Annotated in this window: 17 protein-coding genes and 4 tRNA genes; 9 read left to right on the top strand and 12 right to left on the bottom strand. The window is 40.5% G+C overall.

The window, feature by feature from the left end; translation table 11 throughout:
* Positions 1-58 precede the first annotated feature (58 nt).
* Positions 59-973: an LpxL/LpxP family Kdo(2)-lipid IV(A) lauroyl/palmitoleoyl acyltransferase gene (gene lpxL, locus KCG35_RS04605; RefSeq protein WP_215818490.1), complete on the bottom strand. Its 915-nt coding sequence runs from the start codon at positions 971-973 to the stop codon at positions 59-61.
* 229 nt (positions 974-1,202) lie between these two features.
* Here lpxL and minC point away from each other — a divergent pair, with 229 nt between their 5' ends.
* Genes minC through KCG35_RS04585 form a run of 4 tightly spaced genes read left to right on the top strand, consistent with a single transcriptional unit; the run spans position 1,203 to position 3,774 of the window.
* Entirely contained in the window at positions 1,203-1,943 is a 741-nt protein-coding gene (minC, locus tag KCG35_RS04600; RefSeq protein ID WP_215818489.1) for a septum site-determining protein MinC, read from the top strand.
* A 55-nt stretch (positions 1,944-1,998) separates the two neighbouring features.
* Positions 1,999-2,808, top strand: coding sequence for a septum site-determining protein MinD (gene minD, locus KCG35_RS04595; protein ID WP_215818488.1), 810 nt, complete (start codon positions 1,999-2,001; stop codon positions 2,806-2,808).
* 6 nt (positions 2,809-2,814) lie between these two features.
* Positions 2,815-3,084: a cell division topological specificity factor MinE gene (gene minE / locus KCG35_RS04590; RefSeq protein ID WP_215818487.1), complete on the top strand. Its 270-nt coding sequence runs from the start codon at positions 2,815-2,817 to the stop codon at positions 3,082-3,084.
* Between the two features lie 54 nt (positions 3,085-3,138).
* The gene (locus tag KCG35_RS04585; RefSeq protein ID WP_215818486.1) at positions 3,139-3,774 is read left to right on the top strand and encodes an RluA family pseudouridine synthase; all 636 of its coding nucleotides are present in this window, start codon (positions 3,139-3,141) and stop codon (positions 3,772-3,774) included.
* A gap of 19 nt (positions 3,775-3,793) precedes the next feature.
* Here KCG35_RS04585 and KCG35_RS04580 read toward each other — a convergent pair whose 3' ends face one another.
* Entirely contained in the window at positions 3,794-4,948 is a 1,155-nt protein-coding gene (locus KCG35_RS04580; RefSeq protein ID WP_215818485.1) for a tRNA-queuosine alpha-mannosyltransferase domain-containing protein, read from the bottom strand.
* Positions 4,949-5,003: 55 nt separating this feature from the next.
* Between KCG35_RS04580 and KCG35_RS04575 the strand changes: the two genes are divergently transcribed.
* The 3 genes from KCG35_RS04575 (at position 5,004) to KCG35_RS04565 (ending at position 9,291) form a co-directional block, all read left to right on the top strand.
* Positions 5,004-6,320, top strand: coding sequence for a M18 family aminopeptidase (locus tag KCG35_RS04575; protein ID WP_215818484.1), 1,317 nt, complete (start codon positions 5,004-5,006; stop codon positions 6,318-6,320).
* Between the two features lie 212 nt (positions 6,321-6,532).
* On the top strand, positions 6,533-6,709 hold the full coding sequence (locus KCG35_RS04570) for a hypothetical protein (RefSeq protein WP_215818483.1): 177 nt from the start codon (positions 6,533-6,535) through the stop codon (positions 6,707-6,709).
* Between the two features lie 461 nt (positions 6,710-7,170).
* Positions 7,171-9,291: a carboxy terminal-processing peptidase gene (locus tag KCG35_RS04565; protein WP_215818482.1), complete on the top strand. Its 2,121-nt coding sequence runs from the start codon at positions 7,171-7,173 to the stop codon at positions 9,289-9,291.
* A gap of 282 nt (positions 9,292-9,573) precedes the next feature.
* On the opposite strand, the gene KCG35_RS04560 is transcribed toward KCG35_RS04565, so the two are convergent.
* From KCG35_RS04560 to KCG35_RS04545, 4 genes are all read right to left on the bottom strand, one after another.
* Positions 9,574-9,650 (bottom strand) — tRNA-Asp (locus KCG35_RS04560).
* A 15-nt stretch (positions 9,651-9,665) separates the two neighbouring features.
* Positions 9,666-9,741 (bottom strand) — tRNA-Val (locus KCG35_RS04555).
* Positions 9,742-9,984: 243 nt separating this feature from the next.
* A tRNA-Asp gene (locus KCG35_RS04550) sits at positions 9,985-10,061 on the bottom strand.
* A gap of 15 nt (positions 10,062-10,076) precedes the next feature.
* Positions 10,077-10,152: transfer RNA gene (locus KCG35_RS04545), tRNA-Val, on the bottom strand.
* A 289-nt stretch (positions 10,153-10,441) separates the two neighbouring features.
* Between KCG35_RS04545 and rdgC the strand changes: the two genes are divergently transcribed.
* A complete protein-coding gene (gene rdgC, locus KCG35_RS04540) occupies positions 10,442-11,353 on the top strand; it encodes a recombination-associated protein RdgC (protein ID WP_215818481.1) in 912 nt (303 codons plus the stop codon).
* A 24-nt stretch (positions 11,354-11,377) separates the two neighbouring features.
* On the opposite strand, the gene KCG35_RS04535 is transcribed toward rdgC, so the two are convergent.
* The 4 genes from KCG35_RS04535 to dapA form a co-directional block, all read right to left on the bottom strand.
* A complete protein-coding gene (locus KCG35_RS04535; protein ID WP_215818480.1) occupies positions 11,378-12,232 on the bottom strand; it encodes a tetratricopeptide repeat protein in 855 nt (284 codons plus the stop codon).
* 424 nt (positions 12,233-12,656) lie between these two features.
* Positions 12,657-13,373, bottom strand: a complete 717-nt coding sequence (purC, locus tag KCG35_RS04530) for a phosphoribosylaminoimidazolesuccinocarboxamide synthase (RefSeq protein WP_215818479.1) — start codon at positions 13,371-13,373, stop codon at positions 12,657-12,659.
* Between the two features lie 89 nt (positions 13,374-13,462).
* The gene (bamC, locus tag KCG35_RS04525) at positions 13,463-14,635 is read right to left on the bottom strand and encodes an NlpB/DapX family lipoprotein (RefSeq protein WP_215818478.1); all 1,173 of its coding nucleotides are present in this window, start codon (positions 14,633-14,635) and stop codon (positions 13,463-13,465) included.
* Positions 14,635-15,510, bottom strand: a complete 876-nt coding sequence (gene dapA, locus KCG35_RS04520; protein ID WP_215818477.1) for a 4-hydroxy-tetrahydrodipicolinate synthase — start codon at positions 15,508-15,510, stop codon at positions 14,635-14,637. Before dapA ends, bamC begins: the two co-directional genes overlap by 1 nt.
* Positions 15,511-15,902: 392 nt before the next feature.
* Here dapA and KCG35_RS04515 point away from each other — a divergent pair, with 392 nt between their 5' ends.
* A complete protein-coding gene (locus tag KCG35_RS04515; RefSeq protein ID WP_215818476.1) occupies positions 15,903-16,370 on the top strand; it encodes a peroxiredoxin in 468 nt (155 codons plus the stop codon).
* Between the two features lie 28 nt (positions 16,371-16,398).
* Here KCG35_RS04515 and KCG35_RS04510 read toward each other — a convergent pair whose 3' ends face one another.
* Both KCG35_RS04510 and KCG35_RS04505 read right to left on the bottom strand, forming a co-directional pair.
* A complete protein-coding gene (locus KCG35_RS04510) occupies positions 16,399-17,478 on the bottom strand; it encodes an AI-2E family transporter (RefSeq protein ID WP_215818475.1) in 1,080 nt (359 codons plus the stop codon).
* 55 nt (positions 17,479-17,533) lie between these two features.
* Positions 17,534-17,767, bottom strand: coding sequence for a sulfurtransferase TusA family protein (locus KCG35_RS04505; protein ID WP_215818474.1), 234 nt, complete (start codon positions 17,765-17,767; stop codon positions 17,534-17,536).
* Between the last annotated feature and the right edge of the window lie 341 nt (positions 17,768-18,108).

Here is an 18,108-nt window from a genome sequence, read left to right as displayed (position 1 = left end):
TATCTCTTAATCAGTTTTTAGAGAGATCTTTAGGCTCAACCCACCTTAAACTGTGCAACTAATATAACTTATTCTCTCCCTCTGGACGCGTTTTAAAACGGCGATGTAACCACATATACTGATCTGGTTGTTTTCGGATTTCTTGCTCAATACACTGGTTAACTCTGATTGCATCAGCAGCTTCATCTTTTGATGGAAAATCTGTCAGCGGTGGGTGTATAGTAACCAAATAGCCTTTATTTCCAGGTAACCGCTGCTGTGAAAATACAACAACTTTTGCCTTACCCATCCGCGCAAACTTTGACGTTGCAGTAACAGTAGCCGCTTGAACACCAAAAAAAGGCACAAAAACACTTTGTTTTGGGCCATAGTCCTGGTCAGGCGCATACCACACTATCCGACCATCACGTAGTGCCTTTAACATTGTTCGAATATCTTTTCTGGGAATCGTGCGTGAAGAAGGATGATAATTCTCCCTGCCTTGTCTTTGTACATAATCAAATACTGGGTTTTTGTGTTTGCGGTACATACCATCAATTGGAAAATGGAGACCAAGCAATGCAGCGCCAATCTCCAAAGTTGTGAAATGCATCGCAACTAATAACACCCCTTGCTCTTTTAATGCTTCAAGATGCTCCTTACCCTCAAATACAACGTATTTTGCTAGTCGTGACTTTGACCACCACCATGCCATTCCTGTTTCCAGCATGCTAATGCCCAAAGACTGAAAACTCTGCTTCACCAGCGCTGCTTGTTCGCCAGATGATAGCTCAGGAAAACACAGCTTAATATTTGTTTCCGCAATATGACGGCGCTGTTTTCCTATATAATATGCAACTTTTCCTAAACCTTTTCCTATAAACTGGATCCATGCATAAGGCAGTTGACAAAGCAACCACATTACACCTAATCCCAGCCAGGTTAGCCAAAACCGAGGATGTAAAAATTGCTTGGAAAATTTCAAAGGCTCCATAAAAACACTCAAATACTAATGACGAACAGTGCTCAATGATTAGCCTCATTGACACATACGCGTTTAATAAAATAGCAATTGATGCTAAAAACAACTACAGTTAGTCATGCAGCCATTACAAGTAATGTCTGCTGATACCAAGGTCAACGCCTTATAAACTCATGTCGTATAATTTAACAGCCAATAAACCAGGTAAATTCAGCAATAAACTCTAACTGATGCGCAAACAATGACTGCGAATGCCTCTCATCCTAATAACTCAACTGGTTTCCAATTAAAAAGAAGCCGGTTAACGCTGACCACGCTTGAGCTACTTAGTCTCGAGCTAGAAATAATTCGGCTTCAATTAACAGAACAGGCCAAGCTTGCACCTAATTTACTCCATGACATGCCTGTGATATTAAGCCTTGAAAAAGTGGCTCTACCAGAGAAAACGTGCAATATTAACGCGATCATCCATGAATGTGAACGAATGGGACTAAGAATAATAGCAATTCGAGCACAAGCCCACTGGCGCCATTGCTTAAAAACAACTGAAATTGCCTATTTACCCACACTTTCAACACAGTCAGACGAACCAATTAGCAAACCTCAGCATCAAACCATTGAGCAAACAGCAAATTCAGAACCAAAGCCCATACATCCAAAGCATGTTGTCGTAAATAAACCTGTGCGCTCAGGCCAACAAGTTATTGCTCCTGAAGGAGATCTTATCGTACTTGCTCCAGTCAGTGCTGGTGCTGAGTTACTAGCAAAAGGTAATATTCATGTTTACGGACCTCTTCGGGGGCGAGCGCTTGCCGGTATAGAAGGCAACACCAATACAGGTATTTTTTGCTTACAGTTTGCAGCTGAGCTTGTAGCAATCGCAGGACACTATATGACAGAAATGACGCCCTTCCAGTCTTTCTGGCAAAAAGGTGCTCATATTTTTCGTGAAGGAGAAAACTTGCAGATCCTTCCACTTTAAACAATAATTTTTTGATAAATTACGCTAGAAACTAATTTTTTTATAGGGTGCTACGTTGGCCAAAATAATTGTTGTCACTTCAGGCAAAGGTGGCGTTGGCAAAACCACGACCAGTGCAGCTATTGCCACAGGTTTAGCAATGCGTGGTTATAAAACAGTTGTCATCGACTTTGACGTGGGGTTACGTAATCTTGACTTAGTGATGGGCTGTGAACGCCGAGTGGTGTATGACTTTGTTAATGTGATTAACGAAGAGTCAAACATAAAACAAGCACTTATTAAAGATAAGCGAATTGCTAATTTATTTGTTTTACCTGCTTCACAAACACGTGATAAAGAAGCCTTAACGAAAGAAGGCGTAGGACGCGTTTTAGAAGAGCTTCGCAAGTCTTATGATTATATCGTTTGTGACTCTCCTGCAGGTATTGAAAAAGGTGCTCTAATGGCACTTTATTATGCAGATGAAGCCATTATTGTCACTAACCCTGAAATTTCTTCCGTTCGTGACTCTGATAGAATCCTGGGTATTTTACAAAGTAAATCCGTCCGGGCTGAGCAAGACCTAGAGCCCGTTAAAGAGTATTTACTGCTTAGTCGCTATGATCCTGAGCGCGTAAATCGCGGTGAAATGCTGAGCGTAAGTGATGTAGAAGATATTCTTGCCATTCCTTTATTGGGGGTTATTCCTGAGTCAAAAGCCGTCCTTAAGGCATCCAACCAAGGGATTCCTGTTATCCATGATGCTGAAAGTGATGCAGGACAAGCCTATGCTGATTCTGTGGATCGATTTCTTGGTAAAGATCTGCCCCACCGCTTTCTTGAAGTGCAAAAGAAAGGCCTGCTAAAGCGGATGTTTGGAGGCTAACCCATCATGAGTTTTTTTGAAATTTTTAAAAACACCAAAAAAGATGCCAGTGCTTCAATGGCTAAAGAGCGCCTGCAAATCATTGTGGCACATGAACGTGCCACGCGTGATGGGCCAGATTATTTACCCGCTTTACAGCGAGATATATTAGAAGTCGTGCGTCGTTATATTTCAATCAATCCAGAGGATGTTGCCGTTAATTTTGATACCCTCGATGACTATGCCATTTTGGAGCTTAATGTAACCCTACCCGAGAACCTTCCCGCTCAAGAGTAGTGGGTGGATTTTCTAGGACTAAAGTAGTTCCTGCCGTATCACTGGTTAAACCTCATGCCCCAGCAAGCAGCACTCGATATTATCTTTCAAGATAATCATATTTTAGTGGTCAATAAGCCCAATAGCTTGCTGGCGGTTCCAGGCCGCTTACCTGAGCATAAGGATAGTATTGCATCTCGAGCACAACAGTTGTTTCCTAATGCCTCAGTTATACATCGCCTTGACTGGGAAACATCTGGTTTAATGGTACTTGCCTTAGATAAAACATCACACCGAAACTTATCAAAACAGTTTCATGATCGCTTAGTTGATAAATGCTATGAAGCTATAGTACATGGAGCAATAAAAGAAGATCATGGAAAAGCTACTTGGCCTCTTTGTGCTGACTGGCCAAACCGCCCAAAACAAAAAGTAGACTCTCAACAAGGCAAGCCCGCTTTAACTCACTGGCATGTTATACACAAAACAAAACAGCATTCCCGTGTTAAGCTTAAACCTGTGACAGGTCGTTCTCATCAATTACGTGTACACATGATGATGCTAGGACACCCGATCCTTGGTGATTCACTGTATGCACCAGATGAAGTACAACGCTTGAGTGAACGAATGCTACTTCATGCAAAATACTTAAAGTTTAATCACCCAATTCATGCTAACCCAATGTCTTTTTCTTCTCCTGCCCCCTTTTAAAAACACTTATAAAGCAGCCCTATAACTCGTACTTAGTTAATGAAGTGCAAACTTGAGTGAATAAGGAAGCATAAGCTTCTTTTAATGATGACCAATACCACTCTTGCATTTCAGGCGCTTGAGGTAATTTATTTTCCTGCTTTGCAACTACAAGTTGATATAGTCGATTCGCAAGAGTATCTACCTCACCTTCAACGTCATCAATATTAGATTGATAACAGAACGCTTTAGAAAATAAATAAGGGTAAGCAAGCCGATCAGGTACAACAGGAATACAGCCTAACGCCACAGCTTCTTGAATTGATATTCCTTGAAAGTCATGTAATGCAGTAGAAACAACAACATCACTGTTGGCCAGCAACTGATGATAATCTTCACGACTATCAACAAATCCCCACTGTCCGACTATATCGGCATATTTCTGATAAAACTCAGCAAAGTACGGTGGCTTCTTTCGAAATTGTTGTCCAACCACATGAACACATATATTTCTCGTTTTGGTAGCTAACTGAGCAATTGCTGAAAAAAAACGTTCTGGCGCTTTATCATACTCCCAGCGATGATTCCAAACGATCTGTAATTTCTGCTCTGATACTGTAGGTTTAATTTTAAAAAAGAGATCTGCTTGTAGTGGTACAGGTATCACCCTGCTCTTTCTTGTTATTTCAGATATCACGTTTTTTGGCACCCCATCAGGAAACTGACCTAATAATTTTTTTGCTCCAGAAATAAAAGTCTCCTGATTATACAGTGTATTAAATACCACACAGTCAGCCGCTAATGCTGAGTAAAGCGTTACGACTTGTGCACCCACAGAATCAACAGCATTTTCCTGAGCTGGATACACAAACTGATTTTCATGACAATAAAGAATTGTTGGTATCTGAGTTAACGCGGGTACCAGTCCACGAAGGGATGACAGGTCCGTCATTGAAGTAGCGATAACTAAATCATACGGCTGAAGAAGTGTATCTTGATAGCCCAATCCTAGCGTCAAACTATTTCCACGAATTCGCCAAGAAAAATAGCGTGGTGACAACGTCAGTACCGTCCACTCTATTGCAGGAAAAGCTTTCACTAATCCCTTATGCCAATATCGATGACTCACTGCATCATAGGGTGAAAGCAGCAAAATACGTTTAGGAAAAATAACTGGTGTATTGTTTTCTGGCATAGCTTTGGCACTATATGAATAAAACAAAGCTTTCATTATGGATTTAGAGTAACTTATGAGTACATTGTCAGACTTCAATCAGCAGCTTCTACAGTTTTTGAATGCATCTCCTACACCATTTCACGCTGTTTCTTCTATGACAGAATTGCTGATTAACGCTGGATTTATACCTTTAAAAGAAAATGAAGACTGGTCACTCAAAGACTTTCAGGGATATTTTATCACACGAAATGACTCTTCAATTATTGTTTTTACAACTGGTAACCAGCAATACACCAAACATGGCTGGCGTTTTGTGGGTGCCCATACAGATAGCCCCTGCCTTAAAGTCAAACCAAATGCTGACCTATACCAACAAAACTATTGGCAATTGGGTGTAGAAGTTTATGGTGGTGCTTTGCTAAACCCTTGGTATGACCGTGATTTATCTTTGGCTGGCCGCGTTACTTTTTTAAATAACCAAAAACAAATGTGCAGTACCTTAATTAATTTTGAGGAGCCTATAGCTATTATTCCAAGCTTAGCTATACACCTGGATAGAAATGCTAATAAAGAACGTTCTATTAACCCTCAAACGGATATCCCGCCTATTTTAGGCCTAATTGCAGAGGACAGCACAGAAAAACCTACTCTCAATAAACTGTTAATTGATCAATTGAACAGTACTGGTCATCAAGATATTAAAGAAATTTTAGATTACGAACTTTGCTTCTATGACAAACAGCCTCCAGCACTAGTTGGCTTAAAAAAAGAGTTTATTGCCAGTGCTCGACTGGATAATTTGTTAAGTTGCTTTATTGGACTTCATGCCCTAGTCAACAGTGACTATCAAAGTAATGAAGTGCCATGCTTACTGGTTTGTAATGATCACGAAGAAGTCGGCAGTCAATCACACTGTGGTGCTCAGGGACCTTTTCTACAACAAACATTAACTCGTATCATCGGCTGCCCTATCACCACAGCTAAAGTAATGTCAGATTCACTTATGATTTCTGTAGATAATGCCCATGGTATTCACCCAAACTATGCAGACCGGCATGATGCTAACCATGGCCCAATACTTAATCATGGCCCAGTCATTAAACAAAATTGTAATCAACGATATGCTACAAACAGTGAAACAGCAGCTATTTACAAATGGTTAAGTCAGCAGCAAAATGCGCCCTTTCAATCATTTATTGTCCGCACAGATATGGCATGTGGCTCAACCATTGGTCCAATTACTGCAGGAGAATTAGGGGTAAAAACGTTAGATATTGGTGTTCCTACTTTTGCTATGCACTCACCTAGAGAATTAACTGGTAACCAAGATGGCTATACCTTAAATAAGGTATTACAAACCTTTTTTAAAACACCTCAACTTCCTTCATAAATCAATAGCAAAATAGTACGAAAGCCCTCATTTTCCGCAATAAAAAAACTGCGACTTTATGAAGATATAGTCGCAGTACCATCCACATTTACGTATTCATACGGAGTCAGTTCACACCAAATTGGTGCTAAAATAACCATCACGGATTGAGAAAAGCCAAAGGCTCAGTCTGAAGCAGCCAGAACTTGCATGACCAACGCTTGGAGCTCAACATGCCTACCAGAACCAAAAGAGCAAGCTTTGCTGACCACATCGCCTGCCATCGTTTTGGAAAACGATCTGAAAAAAATACTCAAAACTCAACAGCTACTCTTCTTAAGTCTAAGTTCACTACCAAAATTGATATTGAAAATGACTCAAACGCAAATTTTGTGCGAGGCTATAATTAAATAACAAATAGCTTAAAAGCACTATTTAACTATAGTCTTCGTTTATTAGATAGAACTTAGCTAACTACCAAGATTTCTTTAAGCCACTTAATTTTATATTTTAAGTGGCTTTATATTATCTAGCAATGTTAACTTCCTTATATATAACAATATATACAACCTTTCCTGCACAACTTGATCATCTTCATTCAATATTCTTTATTAGCCGAAAGCAGTTACTCTCACATCATTAGCCTTCCAGCTCACATATTGACAGGTTCGAGATTCCCTCCCATAGGTTTTATGCAGTTGTTCAAGGCTGATACAACCATAAATAGGCTAAACTTAACACGTAAAACAGGTTATGATTGCAAGTATCCCCTCTCCTGGAAGTAGGAAACTGGGAACTAATAATGCATACAGGCTCTCCAAATAGGGCATAAAAAGACTATAAGCATCGGAAAGGTATCGAGCATTAACCAATGGCATTAAATCTCTGTAAAAACAAGCTAATACATGCGCTATTATTTACTACCCTGGCTGGCATATCACTTGCGACAGTGGCAAAGGTTATTCCTGCAGAACAGCTAAATTTGCAAGAATTAACGCCTACTGAAGATCAACGTCTGGCAACTGTAAACATGGTGCAATTATTGCGTCGTCATTATGAAAAGATTCCTCTTAACGATCAAAGCTCAGTTAAAATTTTTGACCGATACCTTGAAAATCTTGACCCTGACCGACGCTACTTCCTAGTTCAAGATATTAATGCGTTTGAAAAGTACCGTCATAAGCTAGATAACGATTTAAAAACAGGCAATCTGCGCCATGCATTTGAAATATTCAATCGTTATCAAGCTCGCGTTAAACAACACTTGCTATTCAACCTTAAGCTATTGAAACGTGGTGTTAATCGCTTTAACTTTGCTATCAAAGAGACCCTTGAAACTGATCGAAAAAATGCTCACTGGTCAGTGACTCATACAGAACAACAAAGTTTATGGCGAAAAATATTAAAAGACCGCATATTGCGATTGAAGCTCGCAGGTAAAGAAGATAAAGAAATAGCCAAACTGCTTACTAAGCGCTTTAATAACCAGCTCAACCGACTACATCAAAACAATAATGAGGATGCTTACCAAATTTTTGTAAATGCCTTCACACAAATCTACGACCCTCACACACAATACTTTTCACCTCGCAGAGCCGAAAACTTTGATATCAATATGAGCCTTAAGCTTGAAGGTATTGGTGCGGTTTTACAATCTGAAGATGAATATACAAAAGTTGTCCGCCTAGTAAATAAAGGGCCAGCCGATAAAGCCGGACAACTAAAACCAGCAGATAAGATTGTTGGTGTGGGTCAAGGAACAGATGGTGATATAGTTGACGTAATCGGGTGGCGGCTAGATGAAGTTGTTGAGTTAATACGTGGCAAAAAAGACACAATTGTAAGACTAGAGGTTCTTCCTTCTGGCAGCAACAGTACAGGACCAGGAAAAGTTTATTCTATCAAGCGTGATACGGTTAAGCTTGAAGAACAGTCAGCGCAGAAAAAGCTGTTCAGCATTAAGGAAAAAGGAAAATCATTTAAAGTTGGCATTATCCAAATTCCAACCTTCTATATCGACTTCAAATCTGCTCAAGCTGGCGACCCTAACTACAGAAGCACAACACGCGATGTTAAACGTCTTCTTAAAGAGCTGGAAAAAGAAAAAATTGATGGGTTAGTCATTGATCTTCGTAACAATGGTGGTGGCTCTCTACAAGAAGCGAATGAACTTACTGGATTATTTATCAAACAAGGTCCAACGGTTGTTGTAAAAGACAGCTTTGGACGAGTAGATACTCAGGAAGATCCTGATAGCTCAATTTATTATGATGGACCCATGGTCGTTCTTGTTAATCGCTTAAGCGCTTCTGCATCTGAGATTTTCGCTGGTGCCATGCAGGACTATCGCCGTGCACTCGTCGTTGGCAGCCAAACTTTTGGTAAAGGCACAGTGCAAAGTATTCAGCCATTAAATCATGGGCAACTTAAATACACCTTGGCGAAGTTTTATCGCATATCTGGGCAAAGCACACAGCACCAAGGCATTATGCCGGACATACATTTTCCCGCTGTCTACAATACTGAAGAAATTGGTGAAAGCTCATTACCTGATGCTCTACCCTGGGATACCATCAAGCCTGTTCGACATACGCCATATCAAGCCAGTATTCCTGAAATGATGTTATTGCAAAAGAAACATAATCAACGGATTCAATCTAGCCCTGATTTTATTTACATTCAGGATCAGTTGAATTATCAAAGAGAACTTGAGAAGCAAACAGCGATCTCATTAAATGAAAAACAACGGCAAGACGAACTTAAACAGCGTCAGGAGCAGCGACTCTCAATAGAAAACATCTTCCGCAAAGCAAAAGGAAAGAACGTTTATAAAGACTATTCTGACTTTGAAAAAATAGCCGCAGAAGAAAGTCAGAAGGAGCAAGATGACCTTCCTGTTGAGGATGATGCCTACCTATTTGAAGCAGGCAATGTATTGGTTGATTACATTCAGCTTAAGCACCGCATCGCTGCTAATGATAATGTTTTCTAAACGTTGTTAAACATATTTGGTATCATGCTATTAGCCAGAAATGGCTAATAGCTTTAGCATTTTTTCCCACCATCCTGGCAGCCCCTCACCACCCAAACAAAGCCCTCATTACTAGCCCAACGAGGAAAGCAAAGCTAACTCGTATCCCAGCATTATATTCAATGGACAAGAAAAACATTAAGCACAAAAGCAGAACAAGATAAAGAATTAAAAGTAACAGAGCATGTTTAAATAGATGAGGATAAGTATAAGAAAAACACTATGTGTGTTTATTTGAAGTGATGGCGGAGCGGACGGGACTCGAACCCGCGACCCCCGGCGTGACAGGCCGGTATTCTAACCAACTGAACTACCGCTCCGAATCCTGTAAGAAATGGTGGGCAGAGAGGGGATCGAACCCCCGACCCTCGCCTTGTAAGGGCGATGCTCTCCCAGCTGAGCTATCTGCCCATCGCTTCAGGACGGGGCGCATTATACGCACTATAGATGACTGATTGCAACTATCTTTTAACACTTTTCACTGATAGCTAAGCTCTAGCACTTTAACACACGCCATACAGCCTGCTTAAGTAGAGGTTAATCTAAGAAAAAAACAAATACTAGAAAGCACAAAAGCTTAGCTTTATAAAGACACTACTAAATTTTTAGTAAGTTTTATAATGAAGGAAAAAAGAGATTTTGATGAGATGAATATGGCGGAGCGGACGGGACTCGAACCCGCGACCCCCGGCGTGACAGGCCGGTATTCTAACCAACTGAACTACCGCTCCGAATCCTATAAGAAATGGTGGGCAGAGAGGGGATCGAACCCCCGACCCTCGCCTTGTAAGGGCGATGCTCTCCCAGCTGAGCTATCTGCCCATCGCTTTAGGACGGAGCGAATTATATAAGCGCTTTTGCTCGCATTGCAACCCTTCTGTAAAGTTTTTTCTTATTTAGCTTTCTATTTCAACCAGCTAACTTATAAACATTCTTCAACCTATCCCAAAAAACTGCCATACAACTCCACATAAACTTCTTTCAACTTGGGTATTAACACCGCATGATATTCTTCATCAATATGTTAAATGAGATGCAGCCAAAGCAAAAAACTTTGAGGTGCCAAGTAAGCTTTTGCTAACATGCGGCCTCTTAACAAAGTGAGGCAAGTATGTGGTTTAAAAACTTAATCGCTTACCGTTTAACTAAGCCCATTGATTTTGATAGCGAACAACTTGATCAACAACTACAAGATCATTTATTTACCCCCTGCACTAAACAGCAAGCTTCCACCTATGGCTGGGTTCCCCCTCTGGGATCACACAGTGATTTATTTGTTCATCAAGCTAATGGCCTACTTCTCCTATGTGCCAAACGAGAAGACAAAATACTCCCAGCGTCTGTTATTAAAGATTTTGTTCAAGACAAAGTTACCGAAATAGAAGAAAGTCAGTTCCGCAAAGTCACTCGCAAAGAGCGCGAACAAATAAAAGAAGATACTATTCAAGCACTTCTACCCAAAGCATTTAGCCGCTCTCAAAAAACCTTTGCTTGCTTGGCACCACAACAAGGTTGGTTATTAGTGGATGCAGCAAGCCATAAGAAAGCGGAAGAGCTAACAAGTTTTCTAAGGCAATCCATAGGCTCACTACCTGTTGTACCACTAATGCCTAATGACTCACCAAACTCCATTATGACTAGCTGGCTTAATGGTAATGAGTTACCAACACCTTTTATTATTGGTGATGAATGTGAGCTGAGAGAACCAACAGAGGATGGCAGTATTATTCGTTGTAAACGTCAAGACTTGCTTAATGATGAAATCTGCACACTTATTACCAATGGCAAGCAAGTCAGTAAGCTGTCCTTACAACTCGAAGCAGAGCTATCCTTTGTCCTTGCTGATGACTTCACTCTTAAACGCTTAAAGTTTGCGGATGAATTGATAGAACAAGCTTCTATTGATGACCCAGATAATAAAGCTGCACAATTTGATGCAGACTTTACCCTCATGACCACAACACTGTTAGCACTTCTTAATAAGTTGGGAGAACAATTTGGAGGATTTTCCAACGATGAATAAAGCCCTCTCAGAGGGCTTTTAAGACTAATGCATCAGACTAAACAACTTGCGACGAAATAACTTAACCCGATCATCTGCAGACCCCAGCAAATCAAAAACCTGCAACATTAATAATCTGGCACCGTCTTCTTTAAAGGTTCGATCTTTTTGCACAATAGTGAAAAGTAGAGATAATGCAGACTCAAACTCGTCGTCTACCACTCGCCTGACGGCCAACTGGTAAGAAACCTCTAGGTCCTCAGGCTGTTTGCTTAATTGTGCTTCAAGCTCACTTGTAGAAGGCAACTCTGCGGCCATCTCATAAAAGGCAATTTTGGCTTTAGGTTGCTCTATACCTGGTGCATCATCAGGAATGCTAGCCATTACCTGCTTAGCATCTTCTATTTTTCCTGTTTGTAACAGTAATTTAGCTAACTGAACTTTCAGCGCCTGGTTATCAGGCTCATTTTGTAGCATTTGCTGAACAAACAATAATGCTTGATCAAACTGCCCTGCCTCAACCAAAGCGTCAACTTGCAATTGAATCCGATCTGCAGGGCTCATGGTCAATTCATCCAATACAGCTTTTAAATCCGCTTCGCTGGTTAAACCCGTAAATTCTTGAGCAATTTGTCCCTGAAAAATAATTTTTAGTGTTGGTAAAGAACGTACAGCCAAATGCTGTGCCAACATGGGTTGTTCATCGGCATTAATTTTAGCGACAATAAATTTACCACCATATGCTGTTGCCAGCTTTTCCAGAATAGGAAGCTGGCTTTTACAGGGCTGACACCAATCTGCCCAAAAATCTAGCAATACAGGTACTGACTGCGACTTTTCAACAACCACCTGTTGAAAGTTATCAACAGTGACATCAACAATATAAGGGCTGTCTGACATGCTCTCTTCCAAACAATGTTTTTAAATAGACGTATTATCTGGCACTTTAAATATTGTGACTCAAATAAAAATGCTGAAGGCTACTTTCAAAGTGCACAATAAACAACTCAACTGTTTCAAACCTATAGTATGAACATGGTGTTCTTAGTTGCACATTTCAAGCATGGTGATTTAAAGCCAGAATGAGGGTTACTCACAGTTTCTGTGGATAAGTTTGTGGATCACCCTTATTAAAAGGGACTAAATCCTATAAATATAGACCTATTTTTCAAATTGAACAGCAAATGTACACTTCATTTTAGTGACTAACTAGTAATAAACCTGAGAGAAAATTATAAGAAGCCAAATGTATAATCCGTCCAAAAGCGTCACCACTCATTAGCGAGCGTGCTAACCAGCAGTGACACTTCGCTAGAAAAAATGCTTAGTAATTAAAGGTAATTCCAAGTCTCTGCCCTACTTCTTCATAAGCTTCTACCACACTACCTAATCCTTGGCGAAACCTGTCTTTATCAAGCTTAGCTCTAGTTTCAGCATCCCATAAACGACAACCATCAGGCGTAAACTCATCACCTAGTACTAGCTCACCTTCATAAAGGCCAAATTCAAGTTTATAGTCTACCAACAAGAGTCCTGCAGACAGAAAGAGTGGCTTAAGCACATCATTTACTGCAAGGGTAAGCTTTTTCATTCGCTCTACATGCACCGACTCAGCCCACCCAAATGCCGCAATATGATAGTCATTGATCATTGGGTCGCCCAGCTCATCATTTTTTAAGAAAAATTCAAAGACAGGTTGCTCAAGCGTTATCCCTTCTTGCACACCTAAACGACGACAGATACTTCCTGCTGCAATATTTCTCACCACACATTCTACAGGAATCATCTTTAAGCATTTAACCAGAGACTCTTGTGTTGATAACATTTTATCAAAATGAGTTGCTATACCAGCAGCTTCAAGTTTTTCCATAATAAAAGCATTAAACTGGTTATTAACGGCACCTTTACGATTTAATGCTTCTTTCTTCTTACCATCAAACGCAGAGGTATCATCACGAAAGTGCAATACCAATCGATTTGGATCATCCGTCGTATAAACCGACTTTGCTTTCCCCGAATACAACTCATTACGCTTTTCCATTGATTTTCTCCACGAACAAATCACTATTGCGGCACACAGAATAATTCAGACAAAAAAAACCAGGCACTTGGCCTGGTCTTTCAACATCACTATCGCAAGTTATCCTTTATTAACCTTAGCAAATCCTGACTAAAGTCTTTTGGAGCAATGGTGTTAATGTCTTTCTCAACAGAAACATATACTTTATTACCAAAGGGCGTTACCCTGATTTGATACTGTGTTGGCTTAGCTGTCCCTTCTTCTTCATCCTCATCACCGCCAAACAGACGGGAAAAAAACCCAGGATTTTCCTCTTCAGCCTTAACGGGTTCCTGGTTCTCTCCTACAGCTATATAGTACAAACCTGCAGACCTGTTCTTATCTGCCACTTTAATATTCGCCTCAGCCAGTGCTTGACCTGTAGCAGCCCAGCTTCGTTCAAAAGGCGCCTTGATCAACAATGCAGGATTACCATTACCATCTTCCTCAAGTAATGCTGTTGCACTAAGGTCTAGTGAAGTATCTACTACCTGTTGACCACTCCCTCCTCGAGAGAAGTACAGTAAGAGTTCGTTCAACATTCCTGCCGCATAAGCATCAGTCGATTGCTTATTTTTTTCCCAATCTATTTGCTCATCATCATCACGTTGCGACTTTGTTTGTCGACCATGCATAACAAAAACCTGAGTTTCTCCTGTTTCTGCACGTTTTGTTACAAATACACGAAACTTGTCATTAAACAGGTCCTCATCATCATCACCAATAAGATCCAAAATAAAGTGACCAATAAAGTCAGCATTACTGTACTCTCGAGGTGTTAACCAACCCGTCTCCATCACACCTGCAGATGTATCTTGTTTTTCAAGCGAAATTTTATTTTGCTTCCAAAAAGACAGCAGTTCCTGCCAAACATAGTCAGGTGTTTTATCAGTAATCATCCAACGTAGAGGTCCACGTTTAATAATTTGGTAATGGACATTATCTGACTTCACTACCACACGCTCAGGACGCGGTAACCGAAACTCATCAGCTAATGTTGTATCCTGATCAATTTCAGGGATTGCCATCGCATCATCAATAGCATTCTCTTTTAAGCGTTCTGGCAATTGTAAGCGAGGAGTAGTTTCCGCTTTTAAATAATCATTGGAACGGTCTCTAATATACCCCCCGTCACCAAAAAAACTACACCCAGATAATAGTGCACTGGCTGTTACAGAAAATGCCACAAGCAGGCACTTCAGACGACCTGGGTTAAGGTCAAATTGAACATAGTTAGGCGCCATTATAGCAATCCTTGTTCCCGTAAAATATCAACTAATGGTGCTCGGAATTGTTCACTTAAGGGGGTTAATGGTAAACGTATTCCTTTGTCAATTAACGTCATTTCTACCAAAGCCCACTTAACAGGGATGGGGTTTGACTCCCAAAATAACGCTTTATGTAGTGGCATAAGACTATTATTCAACGCTCTAGCTTCTTCAGTTTTACCTGCGACAGCTAAAGTGCATAGTTCAGCTATTTTAGCTGGCGCCACATTTGCCGTTACAGAGATATTCCCCTTACCTCCTGCTAGCATAAGCTCCACTGCTGTTGCATCATCTCCCGACAATACCAAAAACTCTCTCTCACACTGCTCAATAATATCCACAGCACGAGAGACATCACCTGTTGCTTCTTTGATACCAATAATATTAGGGAGTTCAGACAAACGTTTTACAGTCTCAGGAAGCAGGTCAACGGCTGTACGGCCAGGCACATTATACAAAATTTGAGGTATATCAATTTGCTCGGCAATTGTTTTAAAGTGCTGAAATAATCCTTCCTGAGTCGGCTTGTTATAGTAAGGAGTTACCAGTAAACAGGCATCAGCGCCTGCATCTTTAGCCTCTTGGGTAAGAATTATTGCTTCAGCTGTTGAGTTTGCCCCCGTACCTGCTATAACGGGAATCCTTCCTTTCACCTGTTGTACAACATGTTTAATCACTTTCAAGTGTTCAGGAACAGTCAGGGTTGCAGACTCTCCAGTGGTTCCCACAGCAACTATAGCATGAGTACCTTGTTCCAAATGAAAGTCAACCAGTCTCGTCAAGCATTCCCAATCTATACCACCCCCACTATGCATAGGGGTTACTAGGGCTACAATGCTGCCTGAAATCATTGCCTTGCTCCATTCACACTTTAATTGGCGGTTATGTTACTGAGGCTGGCTGAATTGCTCAAGTAATCCCGTAATATTCATGCCTAAAAAAAATACTTTGCGGCTTGAGTATGTTTTAAGTCACATAACATTGACTAAGTGAACAATTTGCAGCTAGTCAGTAGCAGCCCTCTCCTGTAAATAGCTTTATCTCTTTACCTAATCTTAATAAAATCATACTCTAATAATTCCACCGCAATCCGTTAAATTATTACACATTACCGGCTTCATACCTGTATAAGTAGTACACAGGTAGTCGTTAGTGATCATCATAACCCCACTCTGGGTTTCTCATATCTAACTAACTGTTACTGTAATTCAGCAACAACTGTACAAAGAGTAAGGACGGCATAATGAGTGTAACCGTGGGTGAACCAGTAAGTGACTTTCAAGCACAAGCAACCAACAATAAAGATGTCTTGTTGTCAGCCCTGAAAGGATATAACGTCGTACTTTATTTTTATCCTAAAGACAGCACGCCAGGCTGTACAACGGAAGGACAAGACTTCAGAGACCACTATAACGAGTTTAAAGCATGCAAAACAGTTGTGTTTGGCGTATCCCGCGACGCACTAAAATCGCATGAAGCCTTTAAGCAGAAACAAAACTTTCCCTTTGCACTTATTTCTGATCAAGACGAAGAACTGTGCAAGCTATTTGATGTCATCAAAATGAAAAATATGTACGGCAAACAGGTTATGGGTATTGAGCGCAGTACATTTTTAATTGATAAAGAAGGCGTACTTAGACAAGAGTGGCGTAAAGTATCCATTCCAGGCCATGTTAAAGAAGTACTTGCTGCGGCAGAGGCCTTGTCTTAAACAACTTGATTGTTATTGGTCAAACCCGCTAACTTTGCGGGTTTACTCCCTCTGCTTTTGTAGAAACTCTTGGCCAGGCTGACAATAGCGCCTTGAGCAAAGTTGCCAACGGTATAGCAAAAAATACGCCCCAAAAGCCCCAAAGTCCCCCAAACACAAGCACTGCGACAATAATGGCTACGGGATGCAAATTAACTGCTTCTGAGAAAAGTAAGGGTACTAATACATTCCCATCAAGTGCCTGAATAATACCGTATACAACCATTAGAATAATAAAATCATTACCCCAGCCCCACTGAAAGAAACCAATTAACGCAACGGGTATTGTGACAACGGCAGCGCCAATATAAGGAACAATAACAGACAGCCCTACGAGCAAACCTAATAAAGCAGCATAATTAACATTCAAAAAGGCAAAAGCAATATAAGTAACCGTCCCCACAATAAGAATTTCAATGACCTTGCCACGAACATAATTTGCAATTTGCTCGTTCATTTCCTCTGATACGCGATCAATCAAGGGACGTTCACTTGGTAAAAAAGCAGTTACCCAATTGAGTAAAACGTTTCGATCCTTCAAAAAGAAAAAAACAAGAATAGGTACAAGGATTAAATAAACAATGATTCCTACAAAATTAGGAAGTTGAGAAAGTGAAAAGGACAACACCGTTTGTCCTAGATCGGCTAACTGTTTACTTGCTGAGCTAATCCATAAATTAACTTGAGACTCAGAAATAAACTCAGGATATTTCTCTGGCAGCAACAATAGAATCTGACGTCCATCTTTAATCATGGCAGGCAGTTCATTAACTAACCCTGTTATCTGATCCCAAATTAAGGGTAACAATACAAAACATATCAGGGTTAAAGCAGCAACAAATAGAATAAACACAATGGTTACTGCAAGCGCATGAGGTATTTTATACTTCTCTAATAAAGCAACCAGACCTTGAAGCAAAAATGCTAATACCAATGCAGCCAGTGCTGGAGCCAACATAACGCCCATGGTAAGAATCACAACAAGTCCCACCACCAATAGCACAGTTAACACAACTGCTTCCTGGTCAGAAAAATAGCGATGAAACCAGCTTTTAAAAACGTCTAACATGCGGTGTACCTTTCATACCATGTACATTTTGAATTGGCATCTTGCCCTAAAGCCACTAAGATGTTTTTTTAATCCTGTGGTAGTAAACCCCATCAACCAAATTACTTGAAAGTAACGTGTGTCCACTCAGCTGACAATATGCAGCAAAGTCTCTAACTGAGCCAGGGTCTGTGGCCGCAACTTTGAGTACTTGTCCCAGCTGCATTGATACAAGCGCTTGCTTAGCCTTCAACAATGGCATTGGACAACGCTGCCCAATCATATCCAGTTCGATATCAGTAGTTGTCATGGTGGCTCAATAATTTGTTGTTATCCTGACCTTAAAGCTCTGCCAAGGAACAAAAGTGTGCTCAATGCACTCGAATCAAGTAACTAATTGCAGTATAAGGAATAATGCTAACTCATTATTACGGCTAGCATCCATAAACGCAATGCACTAAAACGCAATGCACTAAAATGCACTGACAGTAAAAAGTACAGAGGCTTCTAGGAGACAGTTTAAATTCCATCATGTTAATGTGTTTCAACTTAACAAGGTGACAACTGGCTGTCACTAACGACACAATAGGATCAAGGTTTCATTTATAAACGCTCTTTCGGATAGCCGTCAGAAGAATTGTTTGAATCTTT

The sequence above is a fragment of the Zooshikella harenae genome, from assembly GCF_018837975.1.
In the GTDB taxonomy this organism is placed as follows: Bacteria; Pseudomonadota; Gammaproteobacteria; order Pseudomonadales; family Zooshikellaceae; genus Zooshikella; species Zooshikella harenae.
The sequence above is the reverse complement of the archived record's forward strand: the minus strand, read 5'-3'. Positions and strand labels throughout refer to the sequence as shown.

Bases quoted from the DNA above. Each gene is read 5' to 3' on its own strand.
- KCG35_RS04565 (WP_215818482.1), top strand. From the start codon at position 7,171: ATGGCATTAAATCTCTGTAAAAACAAGCTAATACATGCGCTATTATTT.
- KCG35_RS04535 (WP_215818480.1), bottom strand. From the start codon at position 12,232: ATGTCAGACAGCCCTTATATTGTTGATGTCACTGTTGATAACTTTCAA.
- KCG35_RS04515 (WP_215818476.1), top strand. From the start codon at position 15,903: ATGAGTGTAACCGTGGGTGAACCAGTAAGTGACTTTCAAGCACAAGCA.
- KCG35_RS04585 (WP_215818486.1), top strand. From the start codon at position 3,139: ATGCCCCAGCAAGCAGCACTCGATATTATCTTTCAAGATAATCATATT.
- minC (WP_215818489.1), top strand. From the start codon at position 1,203: ATGACTGCGAATGCCTCTCATCCTAATAACTCAACTGGTTTCCAATTA.
- KCG35_RS04575 (WP_215818484.1), top strand. From the start codon at position 5,004: ATGAGTACATTGTCAGACTTCAATCAGCAGCTTCTACAGTTTTTGAAT.
- rdgC (WP_215818481.1), top strand. From the start codon at position 10,442: ATGTGGTTTAAAAACTTAATCGCTTACCGTTTAACTAAGCCCATTGAT.
- bamC (WP_215818478.1), bottom strand. From the start codon at position 14,635: ATGGCGCCTAACTATGTTCAATTTGACCTTAACCCAGGTCGTCTGAAG.
- minE (WP_215818487.1), top strand. From the start codon at position 2,815: ATGAGTTTTTTTGAAATTTTTAAAAACACCAAAAAAGATGCCAGTGCT.
- KCG35_RS04570 (WP_215818483.1), top strand. From the start codon at position 6,533: ATGCCTACCAGAACCAAAAGAGCAAGCTTTGCTGACCACATCGCCTGC.
- KCG35_RS04510 (WP_215818475.1), bottom strand. From the start codon at position 17,478: ATGTTAGACGTTTTTAAAAGCTGGTTTCATCGCTATTTTTCTGACCAG.
- KCG35_RS04505 (WP_215818474.1), bottom strand. From the start codon at position 17,767: ATGACAACTACTGATATCGAACTGGATATGATTGGGCAGCGTTGTCCA.
- lpxL (WP_215818490.1), bottom strand. From the start codon at position 973: ATGGAGCCTTTGAAATTTTCCAAGCAATTTTTACATCCTCGGTTTTGG.
- purC (WP_215818479.1), bottom strand. From the start codon at position 13,373: ATGGAAAAGCGTAATGAGTTGTATTCGGGGAAAGCAAAGTCGGTTTAT.
- dapA (WP_215818477.1), bottom strand. From the start codon at position 15,510: ATGATTTCAGGCAGCATTGTAGCCCTAGTAACCCCTATGCATAGTGGG.
- KCG35_RS04580 (WP_215818485.1), bottom strand. From the start codon at position 4,948: ATGCCAGAAAACAATACACCAGTTATTTTTCCTAAACGTATTTTGCTG.